The sequence below is a fragment of the Streptomyces sp. NPDC030798 genome, from assembly GCF_055572275.1.
In genome coordinates this window covers 232,934-258,902 of the sequence record NZ_JBVIDR010000012.1, presented here as the reverse complement: position 1 = coordinate 258,902, position 25,969 = coordinate 232,934, and the positions used below count along the sequence as shown (strand labels likewise).

Below are 25,969 nucleotides of genomic sequence, written 5' to 3'. Positions count from 1 at the left end.
GCCCCATGCCGCGTCTCCGCTCCCTGGCCACCGCCGCCTTCGGCCCATCCGCCCTCCTCTACAGCGCGCTGGCCTTCCCGCTCGCGATCGTGGGCAGCTGGCTCACTCTGGCGGGGCTGGCGTTCGGCTGCCTGCTGTCCGTGACGCCGCTGGGTGCGTGGCTGCTGGCCGGCACCGTGCGCGCGGCGCTGGGGCTGGGCGCGCTGCACCGAGCACTGGCGCGCCGGCTGCTGGGACTGGAGATCGAGGCCCCGCCGCCCGGCGCCGCGCGTGGCGCGCTCGCCTGGCGGCGAGCCGTGCTGGGGAGCCGTACGGGCTGGAAGGCCGTCGGATGCGCGCTGCTCGCACCGTTCACCGCGGTCCTCGCCTACGTGGCCGCGGCCATCGGCTACGTCTACGGCGCCCTGTTCACCCTGCACCCGCTGGTCGAGCGGGTGAACCGGCACACGGTGCACCACCGGGACGGCTCGGTCACCCATGTCTCCCTGCAGGTGCACGGTGTCCAGCTCGACTCCTGGCCGCGCTGGCTGATTCCCGTCACCGCGGGGCTGCTTCTCCTGGCCGCGGCCCCGCACCTGGTCCGCCACGCCCTCGCTCCGCACCGGGCCCTGCTCGCCTCGCTGCTCGGACCCGACGCCGCCGACCGCCGTATCCGCGCCCTCGAGGAGACCCGTGCCCAGGCGGTCGACGACGCCGCCGCGACCCTGCGCCGTATCGAACGGGACCTGCACGACGGCACGCAGGCCCGCCTGGTGAGCCTGGGCATGCACCTGACCGTGATCCGCGAGCTCGTCACCACGGGCGCGGACACCGAGCGGGTCCTCGCCGCCGTCGACACGGCGCGCTCGGGCGCCACCCAGGCCATCGCCGACCTGCGCCACCTGGTCAAGGGAATCCATCCGCCCGTCCTCGACGAGGGACTCGAAGCGGCCCTCGCCACCCTCGCCGCGGACAGCGCCCTCCCCGTCACCCTCAGCACCGGCATCACCGTCCGCCCCAGCCCCGCCCTGGAGACCATCACCTACTTCTGCGCCGCCGAACTCCTCGCCAACGCCACCAAACACAGTGCCGCGAAGGAAGTGAGGCTTTCCGCCACCGCCGCCGACGGACGGCTGCGGCTGAGCGTCGCCGACGACGGCCGGGGCGGTGCGACGGTCGGCGCCGGCTCCGGGCTCACCGGCCTGCTGGCCCGCATCCGCACCGTGGACGGCACGTTGACCTGCGACAGTCCACCGGGAGGGCCTACCGTGGTCACCGTCGAACTGCCACTGTGAGGGAACGGGCATGCGCGTCGTCATCGCCGAGGACTCCGCGCTGCTGCGCGACGGCCTGGTCCAACTGCTGGGGCTGCGGGGCGTCGAGGTGGCTGCCGCCGTCGACGACGCGGAAGCGCTGCTCGCCGCCGTCGCCGAGCACGCACCCGACGTCGCCGTCGTCGACATCCGGCTGCCGCCGACCCAGACCGACGAAGGGGTACGGGCCGCCCTGCGGCTTCGTGCGGAGCGGCCCGGCACCGGCGTGCTGCTGTTCTCCCAGTACGTGGAGACGACGTACGCGGCCCGCATGCTGAGCGACCCCTCGGGGTTCGGGTACCTGCTGAAGGAACGCGTCGTCGACATCGGCGAGTTCGTGTCCGCGCTCGAGCGGATCGCGGCCGGCGGCACGGTGCTGGATCCCGAGGTGGTCGCCCAGCTCTTCGGCGCGAGCCGCCGCGCCACTGCCCTCGACACCCTCACCCCCCGCGAACGCGAGGTTCTCGCCCTGATGGCCGAGGGCCGCACGAACCAGTCCATCGCCCGCGCGTTCACCGTCTCCGAACGCGCGGTGGAAAAACACATCGCCAACATCTTCACCAAGCTCGGCCTCCCCCCGTCGGAGACGGGCCACCGGCGCGTCCTGGCGGTCCTGCGGTACTTGGAAAGCGCACGAGCGGCCTGATCCCCGGTCCCGGCCGCCACGGCAACCGGCGCAACGGGCCTCCGCCGCAGGACGGCCGCACCGGGCGGCGGCTGCCCCGTCAGCAGTTCGCGCTGTAGCGGACGCAGGCGGGAGCCGGGGAGTGGCTGCTGTCCCACTCCCGCTGCGCGGTCGTCAGCGCTCCGCCTGCGACGAGGGCCACCAGCAGGTGGGCGATCAGCATCCAGCGGGCCCGGAAGATCCCGGCGAGAACCGCCAGGACGAGTACGGCGATCAGCAGCATCCGCACCCGCTCGATGTGCGCGAGGCCCGCCGCGTCGATCCTCGCCCGGTCGCCCTGCGCGGCCCATACCTCCAGGCCGTAGCCGTAGATCCAGTCCAGCACGAGCCACGCGCTCTCCAACAGGAACAGCGCAATCGCGAGGGCGAGGTCCACGCCGGGGCGCGCCCTGCGCGACCAGGGGAGCCGGCGTGCCGGGGCCGAGGCCGAAAGGGTGTCGGTCATGGGTGCAGGGTGCCGCGCCTGCCGGCGCTGCGCATGAGCACCCGTACTCAGCAGGGCCCGGCGGTACGTCCGCACGGCTGTCGTCGCGGGGCCGCCGCTTCGCCGGCACGCCACCGATGCCGGGGACCGGCTCACGCGGTGCTGTCCTCGGCGGCCGGGAGCTCGCCGGAGCCGCGGGCGAGGTAGCGGGTGGCCAGGACGCGGTGGCGGGCGGGACCCCGCTCGCCGTCGAGGCGGTCGAAGAGCAGGGCCGCGGCTTCCCGGCCGATGGCGGTGGCGTCCTGGGCGATCACCGAGATGCCGGGTTCGAGGAGGTCGGCGAAGGGCAGGTCGTCGAAGCCGATCAGGGCCACGCGGCGCTGCAGCCGGAGCTCCTGCAGGGCCCGGCGGGCACCGACGGTGAGGAGATTCTGGGCGGAGACGAACGCGGTGGGCGGCTGGGGGAGGGCGAGGAGTTCCCGGGTGGCCGTCTCGGCGGCGTCCGCACCGTGCAGGCCGCGCCGTACGAGGGGGGAGTGCAGGACGCACCCCGCTTCGGCCAGTCCCTCCACGAACCCCGCGTGGCGTTCTTCGGCGGTCCAGATCGCGGGGAGGTCACCGAGGAAGGCGATGCGCCGGTGGCCTGCCGTGTGCAGCCTGTGCACCGCCGCTCGCACACTCGCGCGGTTGTCCACCGTCACGGTGTCCACCTGCTGCGCGGTGGTCGGGCGGTCCACGCACACGACCGGTGTCCCGCCCTGGCGGGCCGCCTCGAGGGCGGTGTCGGTGTGACCGGTGGGCACGACGACGAGGCCGTCGACCCGGCGCGCGGTGAAGGTCTCCACCAGGCCGCGCTCGCGGACCGGGTCCTCGTCGGTGGATCCGGCCAGGACCAGCGTGCCCCGGTCGGCGGCGGCGTCCTCCACGGCGCGCTGCAGGGCGGCGGAGAAGGGGTTGGCCGCGTCCTCCAGGACCAGGCCGAGGGTGTGGGTGCGGCGGTCGGCCCGGCGCAGGCTGCTGGCCGTCAGGTCATGGCGGTAGCCGAGCAGCCGGGCGGCGCGCGTCACCCGTTCCGCCAGGTCCGGCGTCACGCCGGGCTTGCCGTTGACGACCCGGGAGACGGTGGCGATGCCGACACCGGCCACGGTGGCGACGTCGCGCATCGTCGCCGACCGGCGACCGGTGTCGTTCTGCGGGTCGGGCAACGTTTTCGCCTCCAGGTCCACGGCCTTGTGCAGCCGTGCCCATGCTGTCATGCGCGGGTTTTTCTGCACAGAGTCTGGACGCGGGAGACAGCGTGCCCGTACCTTGCGGCGAAACGTTTCCAACCGTCGCCGGAACCGCCCGACGCCGAGGTCCTGCCACCCGCACCCTTCTCCGGCCGGCCTTTCGTCCCTCCCCGCGCCGAGTCCGCACGCCTGCGAAGGAGCACCATGCCCAGAACGACTCGTCCGCGCCGCAGACTGCTCGCAGCACTCGCCGTCCTGTCCGGGCTCGGCCTGGTGGCCGCCTCTCCCGCCACGGCCGACACGCTCTACCAGGAGCCGTACCGGCCCCAGTTCCACTTCACCCCGGCCCAGAACTGGATGAACGACCCCAACGGCCTGATCTGGTACAGGGGGCGGTACCACCTGTTCTTCCAGTACAACCCGTCGGGCAACACCTGGGGCAACATGTCCTGGGGCCACGCGGTCAGCACCGACCTGGTGCACTGGAAGCAACTCCCCCTCGCCATCCCGCAGGACGACAAGGAGATGATCTTCTCCGGCAGCGTCGTGCTGGACAGGAACAACTCCACCGGCTTCGGCACCAAGAAGAACCCGCCGCTCGTGGCCGTCTACACCAGCCAGCAGAAGGCCACCGGCAAGCAGGAGCAGGCCCTCGCCCACAGCACCGACGGCGGCACCACCTGGACCAAGTACTCCGGCAACCCGGTGCTGGACATCGACTCGACCAACTTCCGTGACCCGAAGGTCTTCTGGTACGCCCCCACGCACAGCTGGCTGATGGCCGTCGCCCTCTCCGACCAGCACAAGGTGTCCTTCTACTCCTCGCCCGACCTCAAGCACTGGACGCACCAGAGCGACTTCGGCCCGGCCGGCGCCGCCGGCGGGGCGTGGGAGTGCCCGGACCTGTTCCCGCTGCCGGTCGACGGCGACACCGGGAAGACGAAGTGGGTGCTGGCGGTCAACCTCAACCCCGGCGGCATCGCGGGCGGTTCCGGTGCCCAGTACTTCGTCGGCGACTTCGACGGCAAGAAGTTCACTTCGGACGACCCCGCCGCCTACACCCCGCCGGGCGGCACCGTGCTGCAGGACTTCGACTCCGGCTCCTACGGCGAGTGGGCCGCGACCGGCGACGCGTTCGGCGCCGTCCCCGCCGCCGGCACGCTGCCCGGCCAGCAGACGGTCTCCGGCTACCGGGGCACCGGACTGGCCAACAGCTTCAACGGCGGCGACGGCACCACCGGCACCCTCACCTCACCGGACTTCACCGTAGGCCGGCGCTACCTCAACTTCCTGGTGGGCGGCGGCAACCACCCCCATGTCGACGGCGCCGGCGACGGATCGGCGCCCCCCGGAGAGGTCTTCGCGGACTTCTCCGGCGACACCTACGGCGACGGCTGGACCGCCACCGGCTCCTTCGCCGACTCGGGTCCCAGCACCGAGAGCCTGCCCGGCCAACTCGGGCCCAGGGTCCTCGACACCTACACCCCCGACGGCGACCCCGGCACCGGCACGATCACCTCGCCCGCCTTCACCGTCACCAGCAAGTACATCGACCTGCAGACCGCCATGGGCCACCACCCGAACGACCTGCCGAACCCCACCGCGGTCAACCTCGTCGTGGACGGCAAGGTGGTCGCCTCCGCCACCGGCTCCAACAGCGGCGACCTCGACTGGACCTCCTGGGACACCAGCGCCTACCTCGGCAAGCAGGCGCGGATCCAGGTGGTCGACCAGAACACGGGCGCCGGCGGCTGGGGCCACATCGCCGTCGGCGACATCGTCTTCTCCGACCGGCCCGCGGCCGTCCGCGACACCCAGACCGCGGTCAACCTCCTCGTCGACGGCAAGGTCGTGCGCACCGCCACCGGATCCGACAGCGAAACACTCGACTGGACCTCCTGGGATTTGAAGGACCTGATCGGAAAGAAGGCGCAGATCCAGATCGTCGACCACAACAAGGAGGGCTGGGGCCACATCCTCGCCGACGACTTCACCGCGGCCGACACCCCCGCGCTCAGCACCCTGCAGCGCGCCCACTGGCTCGACTACGGCCAGGACTTCTACGCGGCCAACACCTACAACGACGCCCCCGGCGGCCGGCGCGTCATGCTCGCCTGGATGAACAACTGGAACTACGGGCAGTCGATCCCCACCAGCCCGTGGCGCAGCGCGGACACGTTCCCCCGACAGCTGTCCCTGCGGACGGTGAACGGCAGGACCGAGCTGATCCAGCAGCCGGTCGGCGAACTGAAGTCCCTGCGCACCGCCGGCACCACCGTCCGGCCCACCACCGTCACCACCGGCACCAAGCCGCTCGGCGTCCAGGGCAGCACCCTGGAACTCCAGGCCGAACTCGGCCCGGGCACCGCCGACCGCTTCGGCCTCGACGTCCGCACCGGCTCCGGCGGGCGCACCCGCATCGGCTACGACACCGCCACCGGCGAGGTCTACCTGGACCGCACCGCCTCCGGCCCGGTCGACTTCGATCCGGCCTTCCCCGGCGTCCAGCGTGCCCCACTCGCCCTCGACGGCAAGCCCGTCAGCCTGCACATCCTCCTCGACGCATCCTCCGTGGAGGTCTACGCCCAGAACGCCCGCGGTGAACAGGTCGTCCTCACCGACCAGATCTTCCCCGACCCCGCCGCCACCGGCGTCGACCTCTTCGCCGACAACGGCACCGCCGAACTCACCCGCCTCCAGGCGTGGAAACTCGCGTCCATCTGGAAGTGACGCGCTCCCTCTCCGGCCGAAAGGGGCTGAGGAACAGCAGGGCCCAATGAATCCCTCCGGTCCGCCGGCTCCGCCCTCTGCCCCTTTCCCCGCTCCCGTGTCCCCGGTCCCGGGAGCGGGTCCCGGGAGCGGGTCCCGGGTGCCTACTGGACGTCGACGAAGTCGCTGGGAGACGTCGCGGCGTCGGTGGCCGTCGTACCCGCGTAGGAGAAGCGGTAGTACCCGTCGCCCGTCGCGGTCGTGGTGGCCTTGACCGCTCCGCCGGAGCCGCTGGTGACGGTCTTGATGGTCGTGTACGTGCTGGTGCCCGACTTGCGGTACTGGAGCTTCACCGACACGTTGCTCAGGCCCGCGTACGCGTGGGTCTCCCAGTTGGCGCGGGTGAGCGTGCCCTTCACCGTGATGGTCCGGCCGTGGACCACCGGCTCGGGCGAGGCATCCGCGGTCAGTGTGGTGTTGCGCTTGATGTGCACGGAGCCGGCGTATCCGTCGTTGACGGAACCGCCCTGGCGGCCGTACGCGATGGCGTACGCGTGCCAGGTGCCCGCATAGGAGTTCGTGGTCATGTCGGTCTTCGGCGTCACGGTGAAGTGGACCGTGCACGTCGACGTCTGGAGATCGGCCGCCACGCATGACCCGGATCCCTCCTCGGCGGGCAGCAGGACCCCGTCCCTGCCCTGCTCGTCGAAGGAGGTGCCGTGCCACAGGGCGACCCAGCCACCGTCGACACCGTCCGGGTCGGTCGCGGTCACCGTGGCGGTGAACGACTTCTGTGCGGAGGTGCCGAGCACGATGTCCTTGCCCCCGTTGACGACGACCTTCGTGATCGTCGTGTCGTCAGTGTCCGCAGGCCCCGCGTGCGCCTGCGCGGCGGCGGGAGACACCAGAGCAGAAGAGAGAACCAGGGAGCCGGACAGAGCGGCGACCGAAGCGCGTATGCGCATGTGTATCCCCCACGATGAGAAGAAGGGCCCCGCGGGAGGTTTCCCGGCAAGAGCCCCTGGGCGCACGCATCGTACAGATTCTTTCGAGCCACACCCCCCATCGGCGGCTCCGGCGTGGACACGACGCCGGCATCGGCCGATCAATGCGGTCGGGTCGTTCGGCCCAGGCGGACGACGACCATGGCGATGTCGTCGTCGGCGCCGCTGGCGAGGCCGAGGCGGGCGAGGAGGGCGTCGGCGAGGTGTTCCGCGCCGAACTCGGTGCAGGTGGCGAGCGTGGAGGTCAGGCGGGTCAGGCCGGCGTCGATGTCCTCACCGCGGCGTTCGATCAGGCCGTCGGTGTAGAGGAGGAGGGTGTCGCCGGGGGCGTAGGTCAGGTTGGCCTGGGGGCGGGGGACGTGTTCGGGGCGGGCGCCCAGCGGTGGGTCGGTGGCCTGGCAGAGCAGCTCGCAGGAGCCGTCCGGGTGCAGCAGGACGGGCGGGGGGTGGCCGGCGCTGCTGTAGACGAGCAGGTGGCTGTGGCAGTCGACGAGGACCTGTACGGCGGTGGCGGCCAGGGCTCCCTCGACCGAGCGGGCGTACAGCCCCAGGACCTCCAGCGCCTGGGCGGGGCCGTGGACGGTGCGGGTGGCGGCGCTCAGTGCGCTGCGGAGCCTGCCCATGACGGTGGCGGCCGTCAGGCCGTGGCCGACCACGTCGCCGACCGTGACGGTGAAGCGGTCCCCGGGCAGGTCGACCGTGTCGTACCAGTCGCCGCACACGTTCAGTGATCCGGTGGCGGGCAGGTAGCGCACGGCGATGTTCGGGTGCCGGGCCAGGTCGGGGGAGTGGAGCATGGCTTCCTGGAGGGCGACGGCGACGCGCCGTTCACGGGCGTGGGCCTGCCGCAGTTCCTCGTTCAGCTGCTGCAGCTGCCGCGCCCGGGCGTACAGCTCGGCTTCCATGGCCGCTTCCCGGCCGGGGCTGACCGCGGGCTGGTGCGCGGTGCGGCGGGCGCGGATGACGTCGGTCATGTCCTCGGACCGGTGGATGATCCAGGCGACTTTTCCGTCCGGGCCGGGGACGGGCACGTTGATCGCGGTCCACCACCGCTCCTTGAACACCTCGGGGTTGCCGGGGACCGGGATGTCGTACTTCTGCAGCGCCATGTGATCGGTGTGGCCGGTGGACAGGACGCGGTGCAGTGAGGCTTTCAGCGTCTGCACCCCGTCGGCCTCCGGGTCGGCGGGGTTGTTCGGGAAGGTGTCGAAGAGGTACTGCCCGATCAGCTCGGCGCGGCTTCGTCCGGTCACCTCGCAGAAGGCCGGATTGGCGTCGGCGATCACCAGGTCCGTGCCGAGCACCAGGCACGGGCTCGGAAGGGCGGCGAACACCCCTGGGTAGTCGATCTTCGGTGCCATGCGCATTCCACAGCCAGTCGCTTGCTCTTCAATCTACGGAAGGTCCAGCTCCCGCGCCCGTCGAGCTCGCTCGTGGAGCGTCCGCACCGCTCCCGGGCCTCGTCGACACCTGTCGCAACTCCCTCCGATCGTGGATCGCGGTTCACCTCATGCCCGGCATGCCGGCGTCGCCGTCCCAGGTCGCGGGCCCTTGATCCGCGCCGTCACTCCGGTCCGGCCGTGATCACCGCTGTCTCTTCCGTCGCCGCGACGCTTGCCGTGCCGTCGGCCGTGGCGAAGGGCTCCCGACCGGGCTGCCGTGCGCCGACGCCTGCGAGGGTGAGCGTGGCGGTCACGGCCAGGACGACAACGGCGGCTCCCGAGAGCAGGAAGGCGTTCGCGACTCCGGCGAGGGTGATGGCGGTCGAGGCCACGAAGGGGGAGATCGCCAGGGCTCCTGCCACCCCGGCCTCCCACAGGCCCAGCGCCTTCGCCAGATGAGGGCTCGGTATGCGCTGCTGCACCAGTGCGATCAAGGGAATGTCCGTGAGGGCCGAGGCCAGCCCCGTCGCGGTCAGGAGAACCGCCGCCACGGCATGGGAGGTGACCGTTCCCAGCGGAGCCCGGAAGATCCCGAGCAGGGCCCACGCCAGCACGGCGGCCCGTGCGAGCCTGCGGATGCGCAGGCCGGCCAGGAGCAGGGCGCCCACCACTTCGGCGACCCCGGCGACGCCGAGCAGCAGGCCGTACTGGCCGCCCTGTCCCACGACCGCGACAAGTCCGACGGTCAGGAAACCGTTGGTCAGGGCGAGGGCGAGCACGAAGGTCACTATGACCACGAGTACGTCGGGAGCGGCCCGCACGGCCCTGAGCCCGGCGCTGAGATCGGACCACAACCCCGTCCGACCGCTGGTCGGGGCGGGGCGGGACACGCGGATGGCGGCCACGGCGGCCGCCGAGCCCAGGAAGGTGAGTCCGTTCACCACCAGCGCCGACTGCAGCGAGCCGAAGGCCAGCAGCGGCGCGAGCACGAGCGGGCCGACGAAGAAGGCGGCTCGGAAGGCGACTTGCAGCAGCCCGTTGGCGTGCTGGAGGCGGTCGTCCGGCACGATCTGCGTGACGATGGCGTTGCGGGCCGGGGCGAACGGGGCGCCGATCAGCGCCAGCAGCGCCGTGGTCGCCACCAGCAGGGGCAGGTTCAGCAGATCGAGGGCGAGCAGGACCGAAGCCACGGCCACCACGGCGACCCGGGCCAGGTCAGTGACGATCATCAGCTTCCGGCGGTCGCGGCGGTCGGCGTACGAGGCGGCGACGAAGGTGGCCACGAACGCGGGCGCGAACGCGCAGACGCTCACCACGGCGACGGCCGTGGGGTCCTTCGTCAGTGACCAGGCCAGCCAGGCGGTCGCGGCGGTGTACAGGCCGTCGCCGAAGCGTGAGATCCCCTGGCCGGCGAAGAGAAGCAGGAAGTTTCGGTCCTTCAGCAGTGACATGCGGCCACTGTCGGGTCCCGCCGGGGGGCTGATCGACTTATTAGGCAGATGGCTAATCAGTCGTCCGCAGTCCCCCCGCCGTCGCCGTGCAGGAAGCTTTCCAGGCTGGGGGTCAGGCCCGCCACCTGCCCGGGCGCAAGCCGGTACAGGACGTAGTAGCCCTCGCGGCGGCGCTCCAGCAGGCCCGCGTCCGCCAGCACCCGCAGGTGCTTGGACAGGGCGGCCTCGCTGACGCCGACGAGCGGGGCCAACTCCTGGGTGCTGCGCGGGCGTTCGGCGAGCAGGCGCAGGGCGCGCAGCCGGGTGTCGTCGGCGAGCGCGCGGAGTGTGCCGACGAGCCTGGTCGGTGGAATCCTCGGGCGGGCCTCCCGGACGATCGAGGAGACGGGGAAGACGAGCCCGAGGGGCCACGGACCGTCGCAGTTGACGCGTACGTGCGGCCACACATAGGCGCTGGGGGCGAGCACGAAAGTGTCGTCCGGGCCGATGGCGACCTCGTGGTCGTGCGGCCGCTCCAGCCAGAAGCGCTCGGCCTGCCGGTCGCTGCGCACCTCCGGCCACAGGCCACGGAGCATCCCGTACAGGCCGCGCTGCTCGATCTGGTGTCCGGCCTCACTGACGCCGGCGGCGAGTTCGGGTTCGAGCCGTGCCCATTCCTCCTCGAACGCCTCCCGCCAGTAGCGCTCCAGCATGCTCAGGAACCGTTCGAGCAGCGCGCGGGGATCGTCGAGGAGCATCGCGGCCACCGCTTCGTCGCTTTCCCGTACGAGGCGCTCCCGCAACAGGGCGCGTACCTCCGGTTCGTCCAGCACGTGTGGATCCCTGGCCTTGCCGCCGCCCGGCCAGGGCGTGAGCAGGGGGACGGCGAACTCGAGGCGGACCAGTTCCGGATCCGCCCCGCGCAAGCCGGCCAGTTCGTCTGCGAAGTCCGCCAGTCCGCCGGTCGGCTGCGGAAAGAGAAACTCGGGGAAGTACGAGCGCACCGCGTAGGAGAACACCTCGATCTCCCGCTTCAACGCCGGGGACAGCTTGCGCATCGCACGCACCCAGCCGTGCTGGACGGGGTGGTGCTTGGGCTCCACCAGCACATGAAGACTCAGTACGGCTTCCATCGTCGGCGAGTAGGCGAACCCCACCCGCTCCGCACCACTGGCAGGGACCCGGAACACGATCGTCATGACCCGTCATCCTTGCCCCACGACACCCGCGACGGGAGCCGCGCCGCGTTCTCGGCCTTCGGCGTACGCCGATGTCGTGAGCGCGCGCAGGACGGCGTGCCGTGTTGGGAGACGTCCGGGAGATCAACTCCCCGCCCGCTCACCCAAGCGGCCCCGGACGAGGAGCCCGAGGCCGAGCAGGGGCCGTCCCTGGGGAAGAAACCCCGGAGCGCGAGCCGCTGCCGGGACCAGCCCCAAGCGGCTCGCCGTGGTCCCTTGGGGCGACTCGGCAGGCCGCTGGGCGTGCCGACCAGGCGGTACAGGCTGGATGCGCCAGCATTGCCGGACAGGCCTTGCGGCGTGCCCGACGCCGCCCGGTCCGCTGTCGTCCGCTCGCGGACCGGAGCGCCCGCGGGTCACGTCCCGTGTGGCGGTCGATCCCTGAACGTTCGGAGTTCCCACTGATGGTGACCGTGTTTCGCATCATCGCGCCCCCCACCGGTATCGAGGTCACGGGCGACGGAAGCAGTCCCACCGACGAGGAGATGGAGCAGGAGAAGGAGGCCCGGCAGGCCTTCCTGGACGCCGTTTCGCCCCATCTCGCTGCTCTGCCGGCGCAGCCGCCCCACCGTTCCGGCAACGTCTCGAAGGTGGAACTGTTCGGCGGGGACGTGTGGTCCCAGCTGAACCAGTACCTGCTGCTGGTCACCGTCGACATCGGCGACCCGCGGATCGACTTCGACTCCTTCATGCCGCCCGGCACCACCGTCACCCGCGTGGCCGGCGAGCTCGTCCCGCTGTCCCAGTGGCCGGACGGCGACCTGACCTGACCTGACCGCCACGCCGGCCCATCCGCCCCGGCTGTGCCCGGGGCGGGGTCCGCTCAGCCGCGTCGTCCGCCTCACGCTGGACGACATCGCCCGCGCCGACCAGCAGGCCTTCCTCCGGCTCGGCGAGCCCCCGTCCCCAGTTCCCGCACCACTCGCGGAACTCCTGTTCCGCTGGATCGACAGCCGGGAACGGCTGCAGCCACCGCCGTACGCCAAGTTGGTGATGTCAGATCGGTAGACGATCTACGTGCTGACGGCAACTCTCGTACGCGCTGCCGAGCTCGCTTGACTCGTCGCGGAATGGGACTCGTTCGCCGGTCCGGGGACGCCCAGCAGCCTCGCCGAGTGCAATATGCCGTCCAGGGAGAGCAGCAGGCCCGTGCCGCCCTGCGACCGCAGCGTACGGGGGCGCGGCAGTTCCTCGTCCAGGGCGCGGAAGACGGCCGCGACCCGGGCCGTGTCGCCCTCGGCCGCGGGCATGCGCCACAAGGCGAGCTGCATCAGCAGGGCCGCCCCGGAGCGCAGCCACCGGCAGTCCTGAAGGAAGAACAGCGTCAACGGGACGATGGGCTCGGGGCGTTGTAGGGACAGCTGTGGGCCGTGGCGCAGCAGCAGCCGGAACACCGTCCGCGAGCAGAGAGCCATCGCGGCCTGCGGGAAGGGATCGTCCGGTGCGGCGAGCGCGGCATCGCGCAGGGTGGTCACCATGGAGCAGACCGCGCTCCTCGACGTCCTTCAGAACCTGCTGAGGTGCTGGACCGGCACCTGCACCACCTGCGGCCGCCCCCTGCCACCCAGCAGATCCAGAGCCTAACGAAGCACTACTGGCCGCCTACCGAACGCCGCCGCTTTGTGAGTTCGGTCTGACCGTCTGTCCACCCGTCCCGCGCGGGGCGGCCGTGGTCGTGTCAGACCGCACCGTGCCGCGGCTGTCCTCTGTCGTTCATGTCAGCCATGGATGTCACCCCACACAGGTTGGGGTCACTTGCGACGCTTGCGTGTCTTCGCCTTGCGTTCGGCTTCCTTGCGCTTCTCGATGGTGTACGACGACCACTCGCCACGGTGCAGGTTGCACCGCGACGCCCCGATCATCGCCAGCCGCCGGCACCGAGTGCCCTTCTCCGTGAGCGCTCCACACCTGGACTGCGTACGAGTCACGTCTCCCACCCCCGGTCCCGACCGTTGTGCGGACCGGTGCAGGATTGCCGGGCGCAGGTCCTCTGTGGAAGGCGCACGACTCCGCGCAGCGGTGCACGGCGTCCCAAGGAGGTTGCTTGGGGCGCACGCTTTCCAAGTCTGTTGGTGGCTCGTGGGGTGCCATGCATGGGCGTTCACCTGCGTTCATGGTCGGCTGGCCGCCGATGCGAGGGATGCGCCGTGACTTGGTCTGAACGGCCGTGAACGGGGCTGAATGGGACGGAAACTGAGACGCAGTGCGCCTCCAGCTGTGGAGCCCGAGCGAGTTCCGTTGAGGTTGAAGCAGGAGAACCATGGCGGGCAGATTTTAGGCCTTATAGCGCCTGGCGGTATCTCTGTGTACTCCACACGTTGCAATCTGTGCATGCACCAGATTCCGGCGTGACACGGATGACGCGCCGACGCTCGACGGCGACGGCGAGAAGCCCTCTCATCCGTGTCACACGGCACAACGGAGAACCCATGCGACGTGCTTTCAGCGCTGCGCTGCTGACGGTGGCGGCCACCACGGCCGCCGTGACCACAGCCACCGCGCAGAGCCCCCACTTCATCGGCAACGTCACCTGTACGAAGAGCCTCACCGCCGGGCTGCAGTGCAGCGGCAAGGCTGCCGGCCTCGGCAACGCCCCCACCGGCGCGTTCCTCACGGCTTCCTCCGTCGAGGCGGAGTACGTGTGCGTCAACCGCGGCGGCAACGTCGCTCCGGGCCAGGGAACCGAGTTCCAGAACGTGGTCGGTCCCATCCAGACCATCCGGCCGCGCAACGGCCAGATCACCTTCACGAACGTCACCATCCAGCCGCCCGAGACCCCCTCGGCCAGGGAGGTCTGCCCCAACGGCAACTGGACCGTGCACCTCATCGGCTTGACCTACAACGATGTGGTGCTGCACATCCAGCAAAACGGCACCGACATCCTGACGCGCGATCTCGGTGACATCGACCCCTGATCCCGAACTGCACGCCGACGGCGGGGCTCTCCAGACTGGAAGGCCCGGCCGTCGCACGTCAGCGCCTCGGTCAACCTCAACACCCCACCACCCCTGCTCGGTTCTGCCTGGGTCGATGGCGGGCGGGATGGGAGCCCCCCCAGCATCCGCCACGATGGACCCCGCAGTCGGCGGCGGCGCCCCCTCCATCCAACCAGTAGAGGAAGTTGTAACTCAGTCGCTGCGCTGGTGGGGTTGTCGATTGCGGGACCGACCTCAGGACCGCTCACTATGACGGTGCATGGGTGGCCGATCGAGTACTTCGACGTACATGATCCGGCCATCCACGACGTCCAGGCACAGCATGCCTCGCGCGGGCAAGAGCGGCACGCACCGATGGCCGGCGCCGTATGGCTGTCCCTGCGGATGAGCTGCAGTTTGGAAGCTCTGGCAGAAGCCATCGCCGCAGCGGCACTCGTCAACCAGACGAAGATCCCACGCACCGATGGCTAGCTCACGTTCTCCTTCGCTCTCCAGGAGAGTGATCAGCTCTGCGACGAGATCCGGGAAGACGTCGCGTACAAGGGGGCAGTCCTCCTCCATGACCAGAGGGTAGCTGGAGGCGGCATAACCCCTAGGCCCTCCGTCACGCATCACCTGGGACCAGAACGTCAGTCATCAGTTGGGATCCGACACGCTCGGGCTGGAGCTTTGATCAGTTCCCGAGCTTCGGGCCTCCGTGATGCGCCGGCTGTGCTCGGCTGCTCGTAGCAGTGACTGGGCTACTCGTTCGGCGTCGTCGGGGTGCAGGTAAATCTCCTGATGTGCGCCGGTTCCTCAACTCGACTTCCTCGCCGCCGCCCGCACCGATCCGCTCAACCGGCCTTCGTGCTCGCCATCGCCATGGGGCTGCGCCGGGGAGAGATCGTCGGGCTTCGCTGGTCGGACGTCGACCTCGACAACCGGGTGCTCTACGTCCGCCAGCAGATGCAGCGCCGCCGTGGGGTCCTCTACGGACGTGTGTACGCACGTCGTCCAGGACACGCAGCGCGAGGCCATGAGCCACATGGACCGGCTGCTCAGGAGGCGACGCGCTCGTCAGTGACCGACCCCGTTGATGTCAGAAGTAGATGTCAAAGGCCCCGGACCATGATCGGTCCGGGGCCTTTTGACTGGTGCCCCCGGCAGGATTCGAACCTGCGACACCCGCTTTAGGAGAGCGGTGCTCTATCCCCTGAGCTACGAAGGCGGGGCCTTGCGTCGGGCGTGGGTGGTTGCTACTCGGTGAGTAGGTGCCCGCGCTGTGGCAAGGGTGGACCGCCGCGGGGGCGGTCTCTGACAGGGTAGCGGATCTGTGCGGGGCGGTGGTGAGGGGTTATTGGTGCGTCAGGCTGGGGGCACGGTCGCTGGGCCTGGGCTTTGAGGTCCACGGACAGGCGGAGGCGGTTGGCTGGCCGGGTCGTCTCCTCCTATCCCTGCTTCGCTACCGTCAGCAGTGCCGCCGCGTCCTCGAGCGCGTACAGGCTGTGGCGCGCCGGCGGGACGATGAGGAGGTCGCCCGTCATGCCCTCCCAGGTGTCCTCGCCGCTGCGCAGCCGCACCCTGCCGCGCAGGACCAGGATCGTCGCCTCGCCGGGGTTCTCGTGTTCCGCCAGTTCGGTGTCGGCCCGCAGAGCGATGAGGGTCTGGCGCAAGGTGTGCTCGTGGCCGCCGTAGAGGGTCTCGGCGCTGCGGCCGGTGGAGGAGGCCGCGGCCTTCTCCAGATGCTCGCGGGCCTTGGCGTCCAGGGAGAGTTTCTGCATGGCTCGGTTGCCCTTTCTGGTCGGGGCCCGTGAGGCCGGGCCTCAGTGACCTGCGGTGTGTGGGGTGTGTGGTGTGTGCCGTGTGTTCAGCGCTACTGGGAACAGAGACCCGAGAACAGGGAACCCGAAACGGTGACCCGATCACCCCACCCGACGGCGCCGGGAGGCTCGCATGGCGCGCGATCCGCGGCAGTGGCCGGACGGCGAGTCCGCGCACCGGTCCCCGCTGCCCGGTGCCCCGTCCCGCACGCCCGCCACGGAAGCGGGGATGCCCAAGCCAGGCACGGAAGGGCCGACGCCCGATCCCGCCACGGAAGCGCGGATGCCCGAGCCAAGCCCGGAGCCGCCGACGTCCACCCCCGCCACGGAAACGGGGACGCCCGAGCCAAGCACGGAATCGCCGACGCCCAAGCCGAGCACGGAGCCGCCGACGCCCACCCCCGCCACGGAACCGGGGATGCCCGAGCCAGGCCCGGAGCCGCCGACGGCCAAGCCGAGCACGGAACCGCCGACGCCCGCCCCCGCCACGGAAGCGCGGGTCTCCGTGCTCGATCCGCAGCGCATCGGGCACCTGTTGGACGCGGTCGTGGCGATCAGTGCCGACTACGACGCCCGGGCCGTGCTGCAGCACATCGTGGCGGCGGCCACCGAGCTGATCGGGGCGCGGTACGGGGCGCTCGGGGTCATGGGGGAGGGTGGGGACTTCATCGATCTGATCACGGTCGGGATGGACGATCCGGGGCTGTGTCAGGCCATGGGGCTGCCGCAGCGGCACGGGCTGCTGGGCGGTCTGATCGCGGACCGGCGGCCGCTGCGCGTGGCGGACATCCTTGCCGACCCGCGCTCCGTCGGCTTCCCGGCCGAGCATCCGGTCATGACGACGCTGCTGGGCGTCCCGCTGACCGTCCGCGGGAACGTCTACGGCAACCTCTACGTGGCCGACAAGCGGGACGGCACGGCCTTCACCGAGGACGACGAGGCGCTGCTGACCGCCGTGGCCAGCGCCGCGAGCATCAGCATCGAGAACGCGCGCCTCTATCAGCGCCTCAAGCGCGCCGCCGAGCACTTCCAGCGCCGTATGCTGCCCACCCTCCCCGACCTGGGCCGCCTCGAGGCCGTGGCGCACTACCAGCCGGCCTCCGAGCTGCCGAAACTCGGCGGGGACTGGTACGACGCCTTCGTGTTGCCCGACGGCGCCACGTTCGTCGTGATCGGTGACGTCACCGGCCACGACGTCGAGGCGGCGCCGCTGATGGGGCAGATCCGCAACATGCTGCGCGCCCTGGCGTACGACCACGGCGGGCCGCCCGGTCTGATCGTCTCCAAGCTGGACCGCGCCCTGACCCTGTTCGACGATCCACCGACGGCCACGCTGGTCCTCGGCCGCGTCGAACAGGCCGCAGACGGCGCGTGGACCTTCCGGTGGAGCAACGCCGGGCACCCGCCCCCGCTGCTCGTGGGCGCGGACGGCGGCGCGCGCTACCTCGCCCCCGTGCAGCACGGCATCCCGGTCGGTATCGATCCGTCCGTCCCCCGGTTCAACCACCGGCATGCGCTCCCGCCCGGGAGCACGCTGGTGCTTTTCACCGACGGGCTGGTGGAGCGCCGCGGCCAGGACATCGACACCGGTCTGCGCGCCGTCGCCGAGCACGCCTCCCGTCTGGCCACGGCGCCGCTGAAGGAGCAGTGCGGGGAACTGGTCGCCGGGCGCGGTCGGGTGTTCGACGACGATGTCGCCGTGCTCGCCCTGCGCATACCGGGCCGGTGAGCAGCTCAGAGCCGGTGAGCGGCTCAGGGCCGGTCGGCGGGTCATGGGCCTCAGGAACGCGAGCGTCCGGCCAGCCACTCCGCCAGGACAGCCGCCTGGCTGTGCTCCACGTCCTTGGTGGCGGTCAGGAGCGTGACCCGGTCGTGGGCGGCCAGCTCGCGCAGATGCCCGGCCGCCTCGCGGTGCCCGGCGTCGCGCAGTTCGGCGCGGTAGCGGCGGCGGAACTCGTCGAACTTGGCCGGCTCGTGGCCGTACCAGCGGCGCAGTTCGCTGGACGGGGCGACGTCGCGCAGCCACTCGTCCAGGTGCGCGTCCTCCTTGCGCATGCCGCGTGGCCAGACCCGGTCGACGAGCACCCGCTTGCCGTCCTCGGACGAGGTCTCCTCGTAGACCCGGCGACAGGTGACCTGTACGGCCATGACGGGACCCTCCAGATCGACGGATGTGCGTGTCTGCCTGCCGACTACCCGCGATGCCGTCGGACTTCTCAGGACAGCGGGACCCTCGTGAAGCGGGAGGCCGTGTGCAGGTCGGTCTCGATGCGGTCGGCGGTGGCGCGCAGGGCGGGCAGGAGGTCGTGGACGCAGTCCTCCATGGTCCGGCGGGCCGCGTGGGTGGCGACGTTGACGGCGGCGACCGCCCGGCCGGCCCGGTCCCGTACGGGCACGGCGACGGAGCGCAGGCCCGACTCCAGCTCCTCGTCGGCCAGGGCGTAGCCCCGGGCGCGGACCTCGGCGAGCACCGGGGGCAGAGGCCGCTCGATGGTGCCGGTGCCGGCGTCGGCGAGAAGCACGCGGCCCAGGGACGTCGAAGCGGCCGGGAGCCGTGCGCCCACCGCGATGTCCACGGTCAGCACCCGGCTCGCGCCCGCCCCGGCGGTGTACTGGATCTCCGTGCCGTCACCGGTCAGCACCGCCAGCGCGGCCGGCTCGTGCAGCCGCCCGGCGAGGGCGCGCAGGTGCGGCTCGGCCAGGCGGGGCAGGGTCGTGCGGGACAGCGGCGGGAAGCCGAGGTCCAGGACGCGGGGGGTGAGGGTGAAGGTACGGGGGTCGGGGCCCGGGGCGACCAGGCCCAGGTGCTCGTACGTGATCAGCGCCCGGCGGGCCGTGGCGCGGGCCAGGCCGGTCGCCCGGGCCACCTCGGTCAGCGGCAGTGCGGAACGGGCCTCGCCGAACGCGGTGAGCACGGTCAGTCCGCGCGCCAGGGACTCGACGAACTCCCGGCCCAGCTCGTGCTTGGACTCCGTCGTCCAGGTCGCCAGGCCCGAGGGCGCCGGGCCGGGACTGGACGGGGGGGCCTCGCGCAGGTCGGCCTCCATCGCCGCCACCGCCGTACGCAGGCGGGGCAGCAGGGCGGTACGCAGGCCGGCGGCCGGGTGCCGGCTGGTGTGGCTGACGACGCTCGCCACGCACGCGACCCGGCCGGTGGCCGGATCCCGCACGGGCACGGAGACGGCGACCAGGCCCGGCTCGATGAGCTGGTCGTCCAGGGCCCAGCCGTCCTGGCGGGCCCGGTCCGCCCGCTGCTCGAAGTCGTCGGCCGTCGAGGCGGGACGCGGCGGTACGGCGGGAAAGGCGCCGTCCTCGGGGTCGGCGGCCCGGCGGGCGCGCCACCGCGCCCACTCCGCCTCGGTCCACTCGGCCGCGAACAGCGGGCCCGGCGCGGTGCGTTCGGCCGGGAGGAGGTCGCCGATGCGGAAGCTCACGGACATCGCGCGGCGGCGCGTGGCCTGGTGGATGAAACGGATGCCGTCCAGGTCGGCGACCGCGAGCGACACCGACTCGTCCAGCTCCTCGGCGAGGGCGTCTGCACGGGCGTCGAGCAGCGCGGGCAGGCGCAGGGCGGCCAGATAGGCGTTGCCCAGCTCCATCACGCGGGGGGTGAGGACGACGTCCCGGCCGTCGAGGCGGACGTATCCCATGCGGGTCAGCGTGGCGGTGATCCGGTCGACCGTGGACCGCGCCAGCCCGGTGGCCCGTTCCAGCGCGCTCGGGCTGAGCGTCCCGCCCGCCTCGGTCAGCCGCCGCAGTACGGCGATCCCGCGCATCAACGGCGCGACCGCCTCGGCCGGCGGCCCGGCCACGTCATCCAGTGCGGTCATCGCGGACATCGGCTCTCCGAGTACGGCATACGGGCACGCCCAAGGTAAACCGCCCGTCGGCACGGCCGCCCGCAGGCCGCCTGCGGCACCCGGGCCGGGGACCACCGGCTGCCCCTAACAGCCGGGCCGGGGACCACCGGCTGCCCTCAACAGCCGGGCCGGGGACCACCGGCTGCCCTCAACAGCCGGGCCGGGGACCACCGGCTGCCCTCAACAGCCGCGCCGGGGACACCGGCTGCCCCAACAGCCGGGCCAGCGAGCACCGGCCGCCCCCAACAGCCGGGCCGGGGGAAACCGGCCGCCCTCAACAGCCGGGCCGGCGACCACCGGCCGCCCCCAACAGCCGGGCCGGGGGAAACCGGCCGCCCTCAACAGCCGGGCCGGCGACCACCGGCTGCCCCCAACAGCCGGGCCGGGGACCACCGGCTGCCCCCAACAGCCGGGCCGTGGGAAACCGGCTGCCCTCAACAGCCGCGCCAGGGACACCGGCTGCCCCAACACCCGGGCCGGGGGCCACCGGCAGCCCCCAACAGCCGGGCCGGCGAACACCGGCCGCCCCAACACCCGGGCCGGGGGCCACCGGGCGCCCCTACCCCCGCATCACCCGCACCCGATAGTCCCCCTCCCCGTCCACCCCCAGCACCTGCACCGTGATGCCATGCCCCGCGTCCCTGAAGCTCTCCCCGGGAGTGAACGGGGCGTCGGAGAGTTCTGTCTGGACGTTCGGGGTGCGGGTGCAGCCGCCGCTGGCCCGGTGGGCGTCGTAGACCGTGACGGGGCCGCGTCCGGTGTCCACCGTGGCGTCGACCCGGTAGACGAGGATGCCCGGCGCGCACACCGCCTCGTCGTTGCCGCCGGGGGCGCGCAGTTCCAGCGCGTACGTCGTACGGGCGTTGACGGGCACCAGCACCAGCTTCGCGCCGCCCGGACGGTACAGCGGTGTCAGCGTGTACGTCACGCTGCCCCGGGCCGCCGCGCAGCTCACCTGGCCGGCGTCCAGCCAGCCCAGCTTCCACTTGTGCCAGCCCAGCAGATCGTTGTTGGCCCCCCAGTCCTCGCTCATGATGTCCCAGTGCCCCACCGCGCCCCCGCCCTCCGGCGTGTACAGGTCGGGCAGCCCGAAGGTGTGGCCGTTCTCGTGCGGCAGGACCCGGTAGCCGGTGCGGTCGTAGGAGCCGGAGCCGTCGTCCTGCCGGGAGTAGACGAAGGACGCGTTGGCCACGGGGACCCCGTCGGCGACCGGGGCGTCGGGGTTGCCGGCGAACGTCACGGACAGCACCGTGTCCAGCGCGGAGGGCCCGGCGTTCGGGGTGACCAGCACGTTCAGCAGGTCGTACGAGCGGAAGTCGACCTCGGGATCGGCGGCGGCCACGAGATCCTGGACCAGCTGCCGGTAGCCGGGGTCGAAGGGGGCGCCGCGCTCGATGCCGTACGACCTGAAGGGCTTCGGCATCCGCAGCCAGTCGGTGACCGGGGTCTCCGGGCGGTAGTCGAGGCGGCCGTACGACGCCTTGCGGAACCACTCCTGGGTCTTCGGGAAGAACTCGTGGAAGCGGTCCATCGCGCTGCCCTGCCCGGGCGCGTCGGGGAAGTCGACCATCAGGGTGAGGGCGTGCACCGTGCCGGTGGAGCGGGAGTACCCGGGCGGTGTGGGTATGCCCTCCGTCATCTGCACGTCCGGGCCGCCGCGGATCATGCAGGGGGAGAGGGCCGAGGAGCGGGCCAGGCCGATCGGCCCGGCGGTGGTGGGCGCCGCCAGATGTCCGGCCCCGGCCGAGGTGCCGACCGCGAGGGTCAGGACGGTCACGGCGCCGAGGGCGGCCACGCGGCGCGGGCGTATGCGGTGGGGACGGCGGCGGCGGGGGCGTATGCGGCGGCGCGGCGACAGCGGCTGCATGCGGTGACCTTCCGCTCCACGGCAGCCGCCGGTGTCCGGCTGCACCCTTGCGATCACCCTGAGTCGACCGGGCGGCGGGCGCGCGCTGGAGGAGACCGATCGTGGGAATCGGGGTGCGGGCGGGGGTGAATCCCCCGTCGGGCAGGTGTGGTTCAGGTCACAGCAATTCCTTCGACGGGTGGGAAATAACCGGGGAACGTCTCCCCGTTTAGACCTGTGTCCGAGCGAAACGGGGACTGCCTCCCCGGATCGCCCCGCAACCGAGAACCACTCGAGGAGTACGCCGTGCAGACCGCCACCCCCGCGCGGAAGGTGACCCGGCCGCGCGCCGACGCCCTGCGCAACCGGGAGCGGATCGTCGCCGCCGCCCGGGAGATGTTCGTCGAGGACGGCCCGGACGTGCCGCTCGACGAGATCGCCCGCCGGGCCGGCGTCGGCAATGCCACGGTGTACCGCAACTTCCCCGACCGCGACGCGCTCGTGCGCGAGGTCGTCTGCTCCGTGATGGACCGCACGGCCGAGGCGGCCGAGCTGGCCCTGGCGGAGAGCGGGGACGCCTTCACCGCCCTGGAGCACTTCGTGCACACCGCCGCCGACGAGCGGATCAGCGCGCTGTGCCCGATGGTCTCCAGCACCTTCCACAAGGACCACCCCGACCTGGTGGCCGCCCGCGAGCGCGTCGAGCGGCTCGTCGAGGAGGTCATGCGCCGGGCCCGGGAGGCGGGCCGGCTCCGTCCGGACGTGGGCGTGGGCGACCTGCTGGTCGTCGTGGCCCAGCTCAGCCGGCCGCCGGCCGGGACGGACTGTGTGCAGGGTGACCGCTTCGTCCACCGCCATCTGCAGCTCTTCCTGGACGGCCTGCGGGCCCCGGCCCGTTCCGTCCTGCCCGGTACGGCCGTGACCATCGAGGAGCTGCGCCGGCCCTGACCCCGCACCGATCAGTTCGGCCCCCGATCCGAGTCCACCTCCACGCGGCGCGCTCCACGCGGCGCACCCCATGACCGCGCACCAGGCTCCCGGCCGTCACCGACGACGCGCCGACGAGCCGCACCCTCTCTTTCGCATTTTTCCGTCACGAAGTCCCGAAGTGGGTATCTCCATGTCCGAAACAGCCCGCAAGGCTCCCGGCACCACCGCACCGAGCGGTGACGCCAACCGCTGGAAAGCGCTCGTCTTCATCGCGCTCGCCCAGCTGATGGTCGTCCTCGACGCCACCATCGTGAACATCGCCCTGCCGTCCGCCCAGACGGACCTCGGCATATCCGACGGCAACCGGCAGTGGGTCGTCACCGCCTACGCCCTCGCCTTCGGCGGTCTGCTGCTCTTCGGTGGCCGCATCGCCGACCTGTGGGGCCGCAAGCGGGCCTTCGTCACCGGCCTGGCCGGCTTCGCCGCCGCTTCCGCGCTCGGTGGCGCGGCGACCAGCGGCGCGATGATGTTCGGCGCCCGTGCGCTGCAGGGCGCGTTCGGCGCGCTGCTCGCCCCGGCCGCGCTGTCCCTGCTCGCCGTGATGTTCACCAACCCCGGCGAGCGCGCCAAGGCGTTCGGCATCTACGGCGCGATCGCCGGTGGCGGCGGTGCCGTCGGCCTGATCCTCGGCGGTTTCCTCACCGAGTACATGGACTGGCGCTGGACCTTCTTCGTGAACATCCCGTTCGCCGTGATCGCCGCGGCCGGCGCCTACTTCGTCATCCGTGAGCCCGAGGGCGGCCGCAACCGCAACCCGCTCGACATCCCGGGCGTCCTCCTCTCCACCCTCGGCCTGGTCGCCCTGGTCTACGGCTTCACCCGCGCCGAGTCCGACGGCTGGAGCGACGCCGTCACCGTCTCGATGTTCGTCGCGTCCGCGGTGCTGCTGACCGCCTTCGCCGTCGTCGAGTCCCGGGTCAAGGCGCCGCTGCTGCCGCTGCGCGTGGTGACCGACCGCAACCGCGGCGGCATCTACCTCTCGCTCGGTCTCGCGATCATCGGCATGTTCGGCCTGTTCCTCTTCCTGACCTACTACCTGCAGGTCGTGAAGGGCTACTCGCCGGTCAAGACCGGCTTCGCGTTCCTGCCGATGGTGGCCGGCATGATCACCGGCTCCACCCAGATCGGCACCCGCCTGATGACCCGCGTCCCGGCCCGGCTGCTGATGGGCCCGGGCTTCCTGGCCGCGAGCCTCGGCATGCTGCTGCTGACCCAGCTGGAGATCGACTCGTCGTACGTCACCCTGCTGCTGCCCGCCATGGTGCTGCTGGGCCTCGGCATGGGTACGGCGTTCATGCCGGCCATGTCCCTGGCGACCCAGGGCGTCCAGCCCCGGGACGCCGGTGTGGCCTCCGCGATGGTCAACACCTCGCAGCAGGTGGGCGGCGCGATCGGCACCGCCCTGCTGAACACCATCGCCGCCTCGGCGACCACGTCGTACGTCAGGGACCACATCGCCGGTGCCGCCGCCGAGCCGCAGCAGGAGCTGGTGAAGCTCCAGGGCATGGTGCACGGCTACAGCACGGCGATCTGGTTCGCCGTCGGCATCCTGGGCCTGGCCGCCCTGATCGCCTTCACCTTCGTCAACGCCGGCCGGCCGGGGTCCGCCCTGGTGGCCTCCGGCGAGGGCGCCGAGGAGGAGGCGCCGGTGCCGGTGGTGGCCCACTGACCGGCCGCCTCTGAGAGGTCAGCGGAGCCAGGGCAGGTCCGCACCCGCTTCATCGGGCTGAAGGCCCTCGGCGACGATCGTCATGATCTCGCCGAGGGTCTTCTGCTGTTCCGGGGTCAGCCGGTCGAACAGCGCCTGCCGTACGGCGGCCACATGGCCGGGCGCGGTGCGGCGCAGCACCTCGGCGCCCGCGTCGGTGAGCACCGCGAACTGGCCGCGCTTGTCGGAGGGGCAGTCCTCGCGGCGCACCCAGCCGTTCTTCTCCAGGCGCGCGACGGCGTGCGAGAGGCGGGAGCGGGTGATCTTCGACCTCATGGCCAGCTCGGTCATGCGCAGTCGGCGGCGCGGGGCCTCGGCGAGGCCGACGAGCAGGCCGTAGTAGATGTGCGGCATGCCCGCGTCGCGCTGCAGCTGCCGGTCGAGGTGGTCCTCCAGCAGGGTGGTGGCGTGCAGGTAGGCGCGCCAGACGCTTTGCTCTTCGTCGGTGAGCCAGCGGTGCCGGTCGGCGGACTCCGTTGCCGTGTTCATGCATCCACTGTACGGGCCGTGTCCTTGAAACTTGAACAAGTCGGGCGTATCCTGACAGTAGAACTTGAGAGTTAAAGCACCCTGAGGGGTGGACCGAGCACGACCGGGAGCCGCCACCATGACCGCCGCACCGCACGAGACGCCCGCCGTCGAGCGGGAGCGCATGCCCGCCCTGTACCTGAGCCATGGCGCCCCGCCCCTCGCCGACGACCCGATCTGGCCCGGCCAGCTCGCCGCCTGGTCCGCCGGCCTGCCCCGCCCCAAGGCCGTCCTGATGGTCTCCGCCCACTGGGAGGAGGCCCCGCTCGCGCTGGGCGCGGTGGAGACCGTCCCCCTCGTCTACGACTTCTGGGGCTTCCCCGAGCACTACTACCGGGTCCGGTACGCCGCCCCCGGCGCGCCGGAGCTCGCCGAGTCCGTGCGCAAGCTGCTGCGTGCCCCGGGCATCCCGGTCCAGGACATCCCCGACCGCGGTCTCGACCACGGCGCCTACGTCCCGCTCGTCGAGATGTTCCCGGACGCCGACATCCCCGTCCTGCAGATCTCCATGCCCACCCTCGACCCGGTCCGCCTGATGGACATCGGCCGCAAGCTCGCCCCGCTGCGCGACGAGGGTGTGCTGATCATCGGCTCCGGGTTCTTCACCCACAACCTCGCCGCCCTGCGCCACGCCGGCGGCGGCGTGCCGAGCTGGTCCGCCGAGTTCGACGACTGGGGCCGGCGCACCCTGGAGGCCCGCGACTGGGACACCCTGCTGGACTTCCTGAACAAGGCCCCGGCCGGCCGCTACGCCCATCCGCGCACCGAGCACTTCGCCCCGCTCTTCGTCACCATGGGCGCGGCCGAGGCGGGCGGCGAGCTGGACGTGGAGAAGTCGGTGATCGACGGGTTCTGGATGGGGCTGGCGAAGAGGTCGCTGCAGTTCGGCTGAGGCGTCCGGCGCGGCTC

General features: G+C 71.8%; 22 protein-coding genes, 1 tRNA gene and 1 pseudogene. 11 read left to right on the top strand and 13 right to left on the bottom strand.

All coding sequences use genetic code 11. From position 1 onward, the window contains the following. Positions 1-5 precede the first annotated feature (5 nt). Positions 6-1,274, top strand: a complete 1,269-nt coding sequence (locus ACZ404_RS27030; RefSeq protein ID WP_468444194.1) for a sensor histidine kinase — start codon at positions 6-8, stop codon at positions 1,272-1,274. A 10-nt stretch (positions 1,275-1,284) separates the two neighbouring features. Next, the gene (locus tag ACZ404_RS27025; RefSeq protein WP_468444192.1) at positions 1,285-1,938 is read left to right on the top strand and encodes a LuxR C-terminal-related transcriptional regulator; all 654 of its coding nucleotides are present in this window, start codon (positions 1,285-1,287) and stop codon (positions 1,936-1,938) included. 79 nt (positions 1,939-2,017) lie between these two features. On the opposite strand, the gene ACZ404_RS27020 is transcribed toward ACZ404_RS27025, so the two are convergent. Both ACZ404_RS27020 and ACZ404_RS27015 read right to left on the bottom strand, forming a co-directional pair. After that, positions 2,018-2,422: a DUF6234 family protein gene (locus ACZ404_RS27020; RefSeq protein WP_468444190.1), complete on the bottom strand. Its 405-nt coding sequence runs from the start codon at positions 2,420-2,422 to the stop codon at positions 2,018-2,020. 131 nt (positions 2,423-2,553) lie between these two features. After that, positions 2,554-3,657, bottom strand: coding sequence for a LacI family DNA-binding transcriptional regulator (locus ACZ404_RS27015; protein WP_468444188.1), 1,104 nt, complete (start codon positions 3,655-3,657; stop codon positions 2,554-2,556). Between the two features lie 177 nt (positions 3,658-3,834). Between ACZ404_RS27015 and ACZ404_RS27010 the strand changes: the two genes are divergently transcribed. After that, positions 3,835-6,360 (top strand): GH32 C-terminal domain-containing protein, encoded by a 2,526-nt coding sequence (locus ACZ404_RS27010; RefSeq protein ID WP_468444186.1) that lies wholly within the window; start codon positions 3,835-3,837, stop codon positions 6,358-6,360. Between the two features lie 143 nt (positions 6,361-6,503). Here ACZ404_RS27010 and ACZ404_RS27005 read toward each other — a convergent pair whose 3' ends face one another. The 4 genes from ACZ404_RS27005 to ACZ404_RS26990 all read right to left on the bottom strand — a co-directional run bounded on the left by ACZ404_RS27005 (position 6,504) and on the right by ACZ404_RS26990 (position 11,354). Next, a complete protein-coding gene (locus tag ACZ404_RS27005) occupies positions 6,504-7,304 on the bottom strand; it encodes a hypothetical protein (protein WP_468444184.1) in 801 nt (266 codons plus the stop codon). A gap of 140 nt (positions 7,305-7,444) precedes the next feature. Beyond that, positions 7,445-8,704: a PP2C family protein-serine/threonine phosphatase gene (locus tag ACZ404_RS27000; protein ID WP_468444182.1), complete on the bottom strand. Its 1,260-nt coding sequence runs from the start codon at positions 8,702-8,704 to the stop codon at positions 7,445-7,447. A 203-nt stretch (positions 8,705-8,907) separates the two neighbouring features. Beyond that, on the bottom strand, positions 8,908-10,176 hold the full coding sequence (locus tag ACZ404_RS26995) for an MFS transporter (RefSeq protein WP_468444180.1): 1,269 nt from the start codon (positions 10,174-10,176) through the stop codon (positions 8,908-8,910). A gap of 56 nt (positions 10,177-10,232) precedes the next feature. Continuing rightward, a complete protein-coding gene (locus ACZ404_RS26990; protein ID WP_468444178.1) occupies positions 10,233-11,354 on the bottom strand; it encodes an ArsR/SmtB family transcription factor in 1,122 nt (373 codons plus the stop codon). 443 nt (positions 11,355-11,797) lie between these two features. Between ACZ404_RS26990 and ACZ404_RS26985 the strand changes: the two genes are divergently transcribed. Beyond that, positions 11,798-12,163, top strand: coding sequence for a hypothetical protein (locus ACZ404_RS26985; protein WP_468444176.1), 366 nt, complete (start codon positions 11,798-11,800; stop codon positions 12,161-12,163). A 243-nt stretch (positions 12,164-12,406) separates the two neighbouring features. On the opposite strand, the gene ACZ404_RS26980 is transcribed toward ACZ404_RS26985, so the two are convergent. After that, entirely contained in the window at positions 12,407-12,871 is a 465-nt protein-coding gene (locus ACZ404_RS26980) for a hypothetical protein (RefSeq protein ID WP_468444175.1), read from the bottom strand. 951 nt (positions 12,872-13,822) lie between these two features. Here ACZ404_RS26980 and ACZ404_RS26975 point away from each other — a divergent pair. From ACZ404_RS26975 to ACZ404_RS26965, 3 genes and pseudogenes are all read left to right on the top strand, one after another. Then, positions 13,823-14,308 carry a hypothetical protein gene (locus ACZ404_RS26975; RefSeq protein WP_468444174.1) on the top strand — a complete coding sequence of 162 codons (486 nt, stop codon included), beginning with the start codon at positions 13,823-13,825 and terminating at the stop codon, positions 14,306-14,308. Positions 14,309-14,578: 270 nt separating this feature from the next. Continuing rightward, entirely contained in the window at positions 14,579-14,800 is a 222-nt protein-coding gene (locus ACZ404_RS26970; RefSeq protein ID WP_468444172.1) for a hypothetical protein, read from the top strand. A 328-nt stretch (positions 14,801-15,128) separates the two neighbouring features. Further along, positions 15,129-15,301, top strand: a pseudogene (locus tag ACZ404_RS26965) (tyrosine-type recombinase/integrase); the annotation flags it as partial. A 159-nt stretch (positions 15,302-15,460) separates the two neighbouring features. On the opposite strand, the gene ACZ404_RS26960 reads toward ACZ404_RS26965, so the two are convergent. Continuing rightward, positions 15,461-15,536: transfer RNA gene (locus ACZ404_RS26960), tRNA-Arg, on the bottom strand. A 220-nt stretch (positions 15,537-15,756) separates the two neighbouring features. Then, on the bottom strand, positions 15,757-16,089 hold the full coding sequence (locus tag ACZ404_RS26955; RefSeq protein WP_468444170.1) for a cupin domain-containing protein: 333 nt from the start codon (positions 16,087-16,089) through the stop codon (positions 15,757-15,759). 457 nt (positions 16,090-16,546) lie between these two features. Here ACZ404_RS26955 and ACZ404_RS26950 point away from each other — a divergent pair, with 457 nt between their 5' ends. Continuing rightward, positions 16,547-17,857, top strand: coding sequence for a PP2C family protein-serine/threonine phosphatase (locus ACZ404_RS26950; RefSeq protein ID WP_468444168.1), 1,311 nt, complete (start codon positions 16,547-16,549; stop codon positions 17,855-17,857). A 50-nt stretch (positions 17,858-17,907) separates the two neighbouring features. Here ACZ404_RS26950 and ACZ404_RS26945 read toward each other — a convergent pair whose 3' ends face one another. From ACZ404_RS26945 to ACZ404_RS26935, 3 genes are all read right to left on the bottom strand, one after another. Further along, positions 17,908-18,276, bottom strand: coding sequence for a DUF488 domain-containing protein (locus ACZ404_RS26945; protein WP_468444166.1), 369 nt, complete (start codon positions 18,274-18,276; stop codon positions 17,908-17,910). A 68-nt stretch (positions 18,277-18,344) separates the two neighbouring features. Further along, the gene (locus ACZ404_RS26940) at positions 18,345-19,967 is read right to left on the bottom strand and encodes an IclR family transcriptional regulator domain-containing protein (RefSeq protein WP_468444164.1); all 1,623 of its coding nucleotides are present in this window, start codon (positions 19,965-19,967) and stop codon (positions 18,345-18,347) included. A gap of 580 nt (positions 19,968-20,547) precedes the next feature. Then, positions 20,548-21,855: a M6 family metalloprotease domain-containing protein gene (locus tag ACZ404_RS26935; RefSeq protein ID WP_468444163.1), complete on the bottom strand. Its 1,308-nt coding sequence runs from the start codon at positions 21,853-21,855 to the stop codon at positions 20,548-20,550. Between the two features lie 285 nt (positions 21,856-22,140). On the opposite strand from ACZ404_RS26935, the gene ACZ404_RS26930 reads away from it, so the two are divergent. Both ACZ404_RS26930 and ACZ404_RS26925 read left to right on the top strand, forming a co-directional pair. Then, a complete protein-coding gene (locus ACZ404_RS26930) occupies positions 22,141-22,782 on the top strand; it encodes a TetR/AcrR family transcriptional regulator (protein ID WP_468444161.1) in 642 nt (213 codons plus the stop codon). Positions 22,783-22,954: 172 nt separating this feature from the next. Then, on the top strand, positions 22,955-24,493 hold the full coding sequence (locus tag ACZ404_RS26925) for an MFS transporter (RefSeq protein ID WP_468444159.1): 1,539 nt from the start codon (positions 22,955-22,957) through the stop codon (positions 24,491-24,493). An 18-nt stretch (positions 24,494-24,511) separates the two neighbouring features. Here ACZ404_RS26925 and ACZ404_RS26920 read toward each other — a convergent pair whose 3' ends face one another. Next, the gene (locus ACZ404_RS26920; protein ID WP_468444157.1) at positions 24,512-25,021 is read right to left on the bottom strand and encodes a MarR family winged helix-turn-helix transcriptional regulator; all 510 of its coding nucleotides are present in this window, start codon (positions 25,019-25,021) and stop codon (positions 24,512-24,514) included. Between the two features lie 118 nt (positions 25,022-25,139). Here ACZ404_RS26920 and ACZ404_RS26915 point away from each other — a divergent pair, with 118 nt between their 5' ends. Then, positions 25,140-25,952 carry a dioxygenase family protein gene (locus ACZ404_RS26915; RefSeq protein ID WP_468444155.1) on the top strand — a complete coding sequence of 271 codons (813 nt, stop codon included), beginning with the start codon at positions 25,140-25,142 and terminating at the stop codon, positions 25,950-25,952. Positions 25,953-25,969 lie beyond the last annotated feature (17 nt).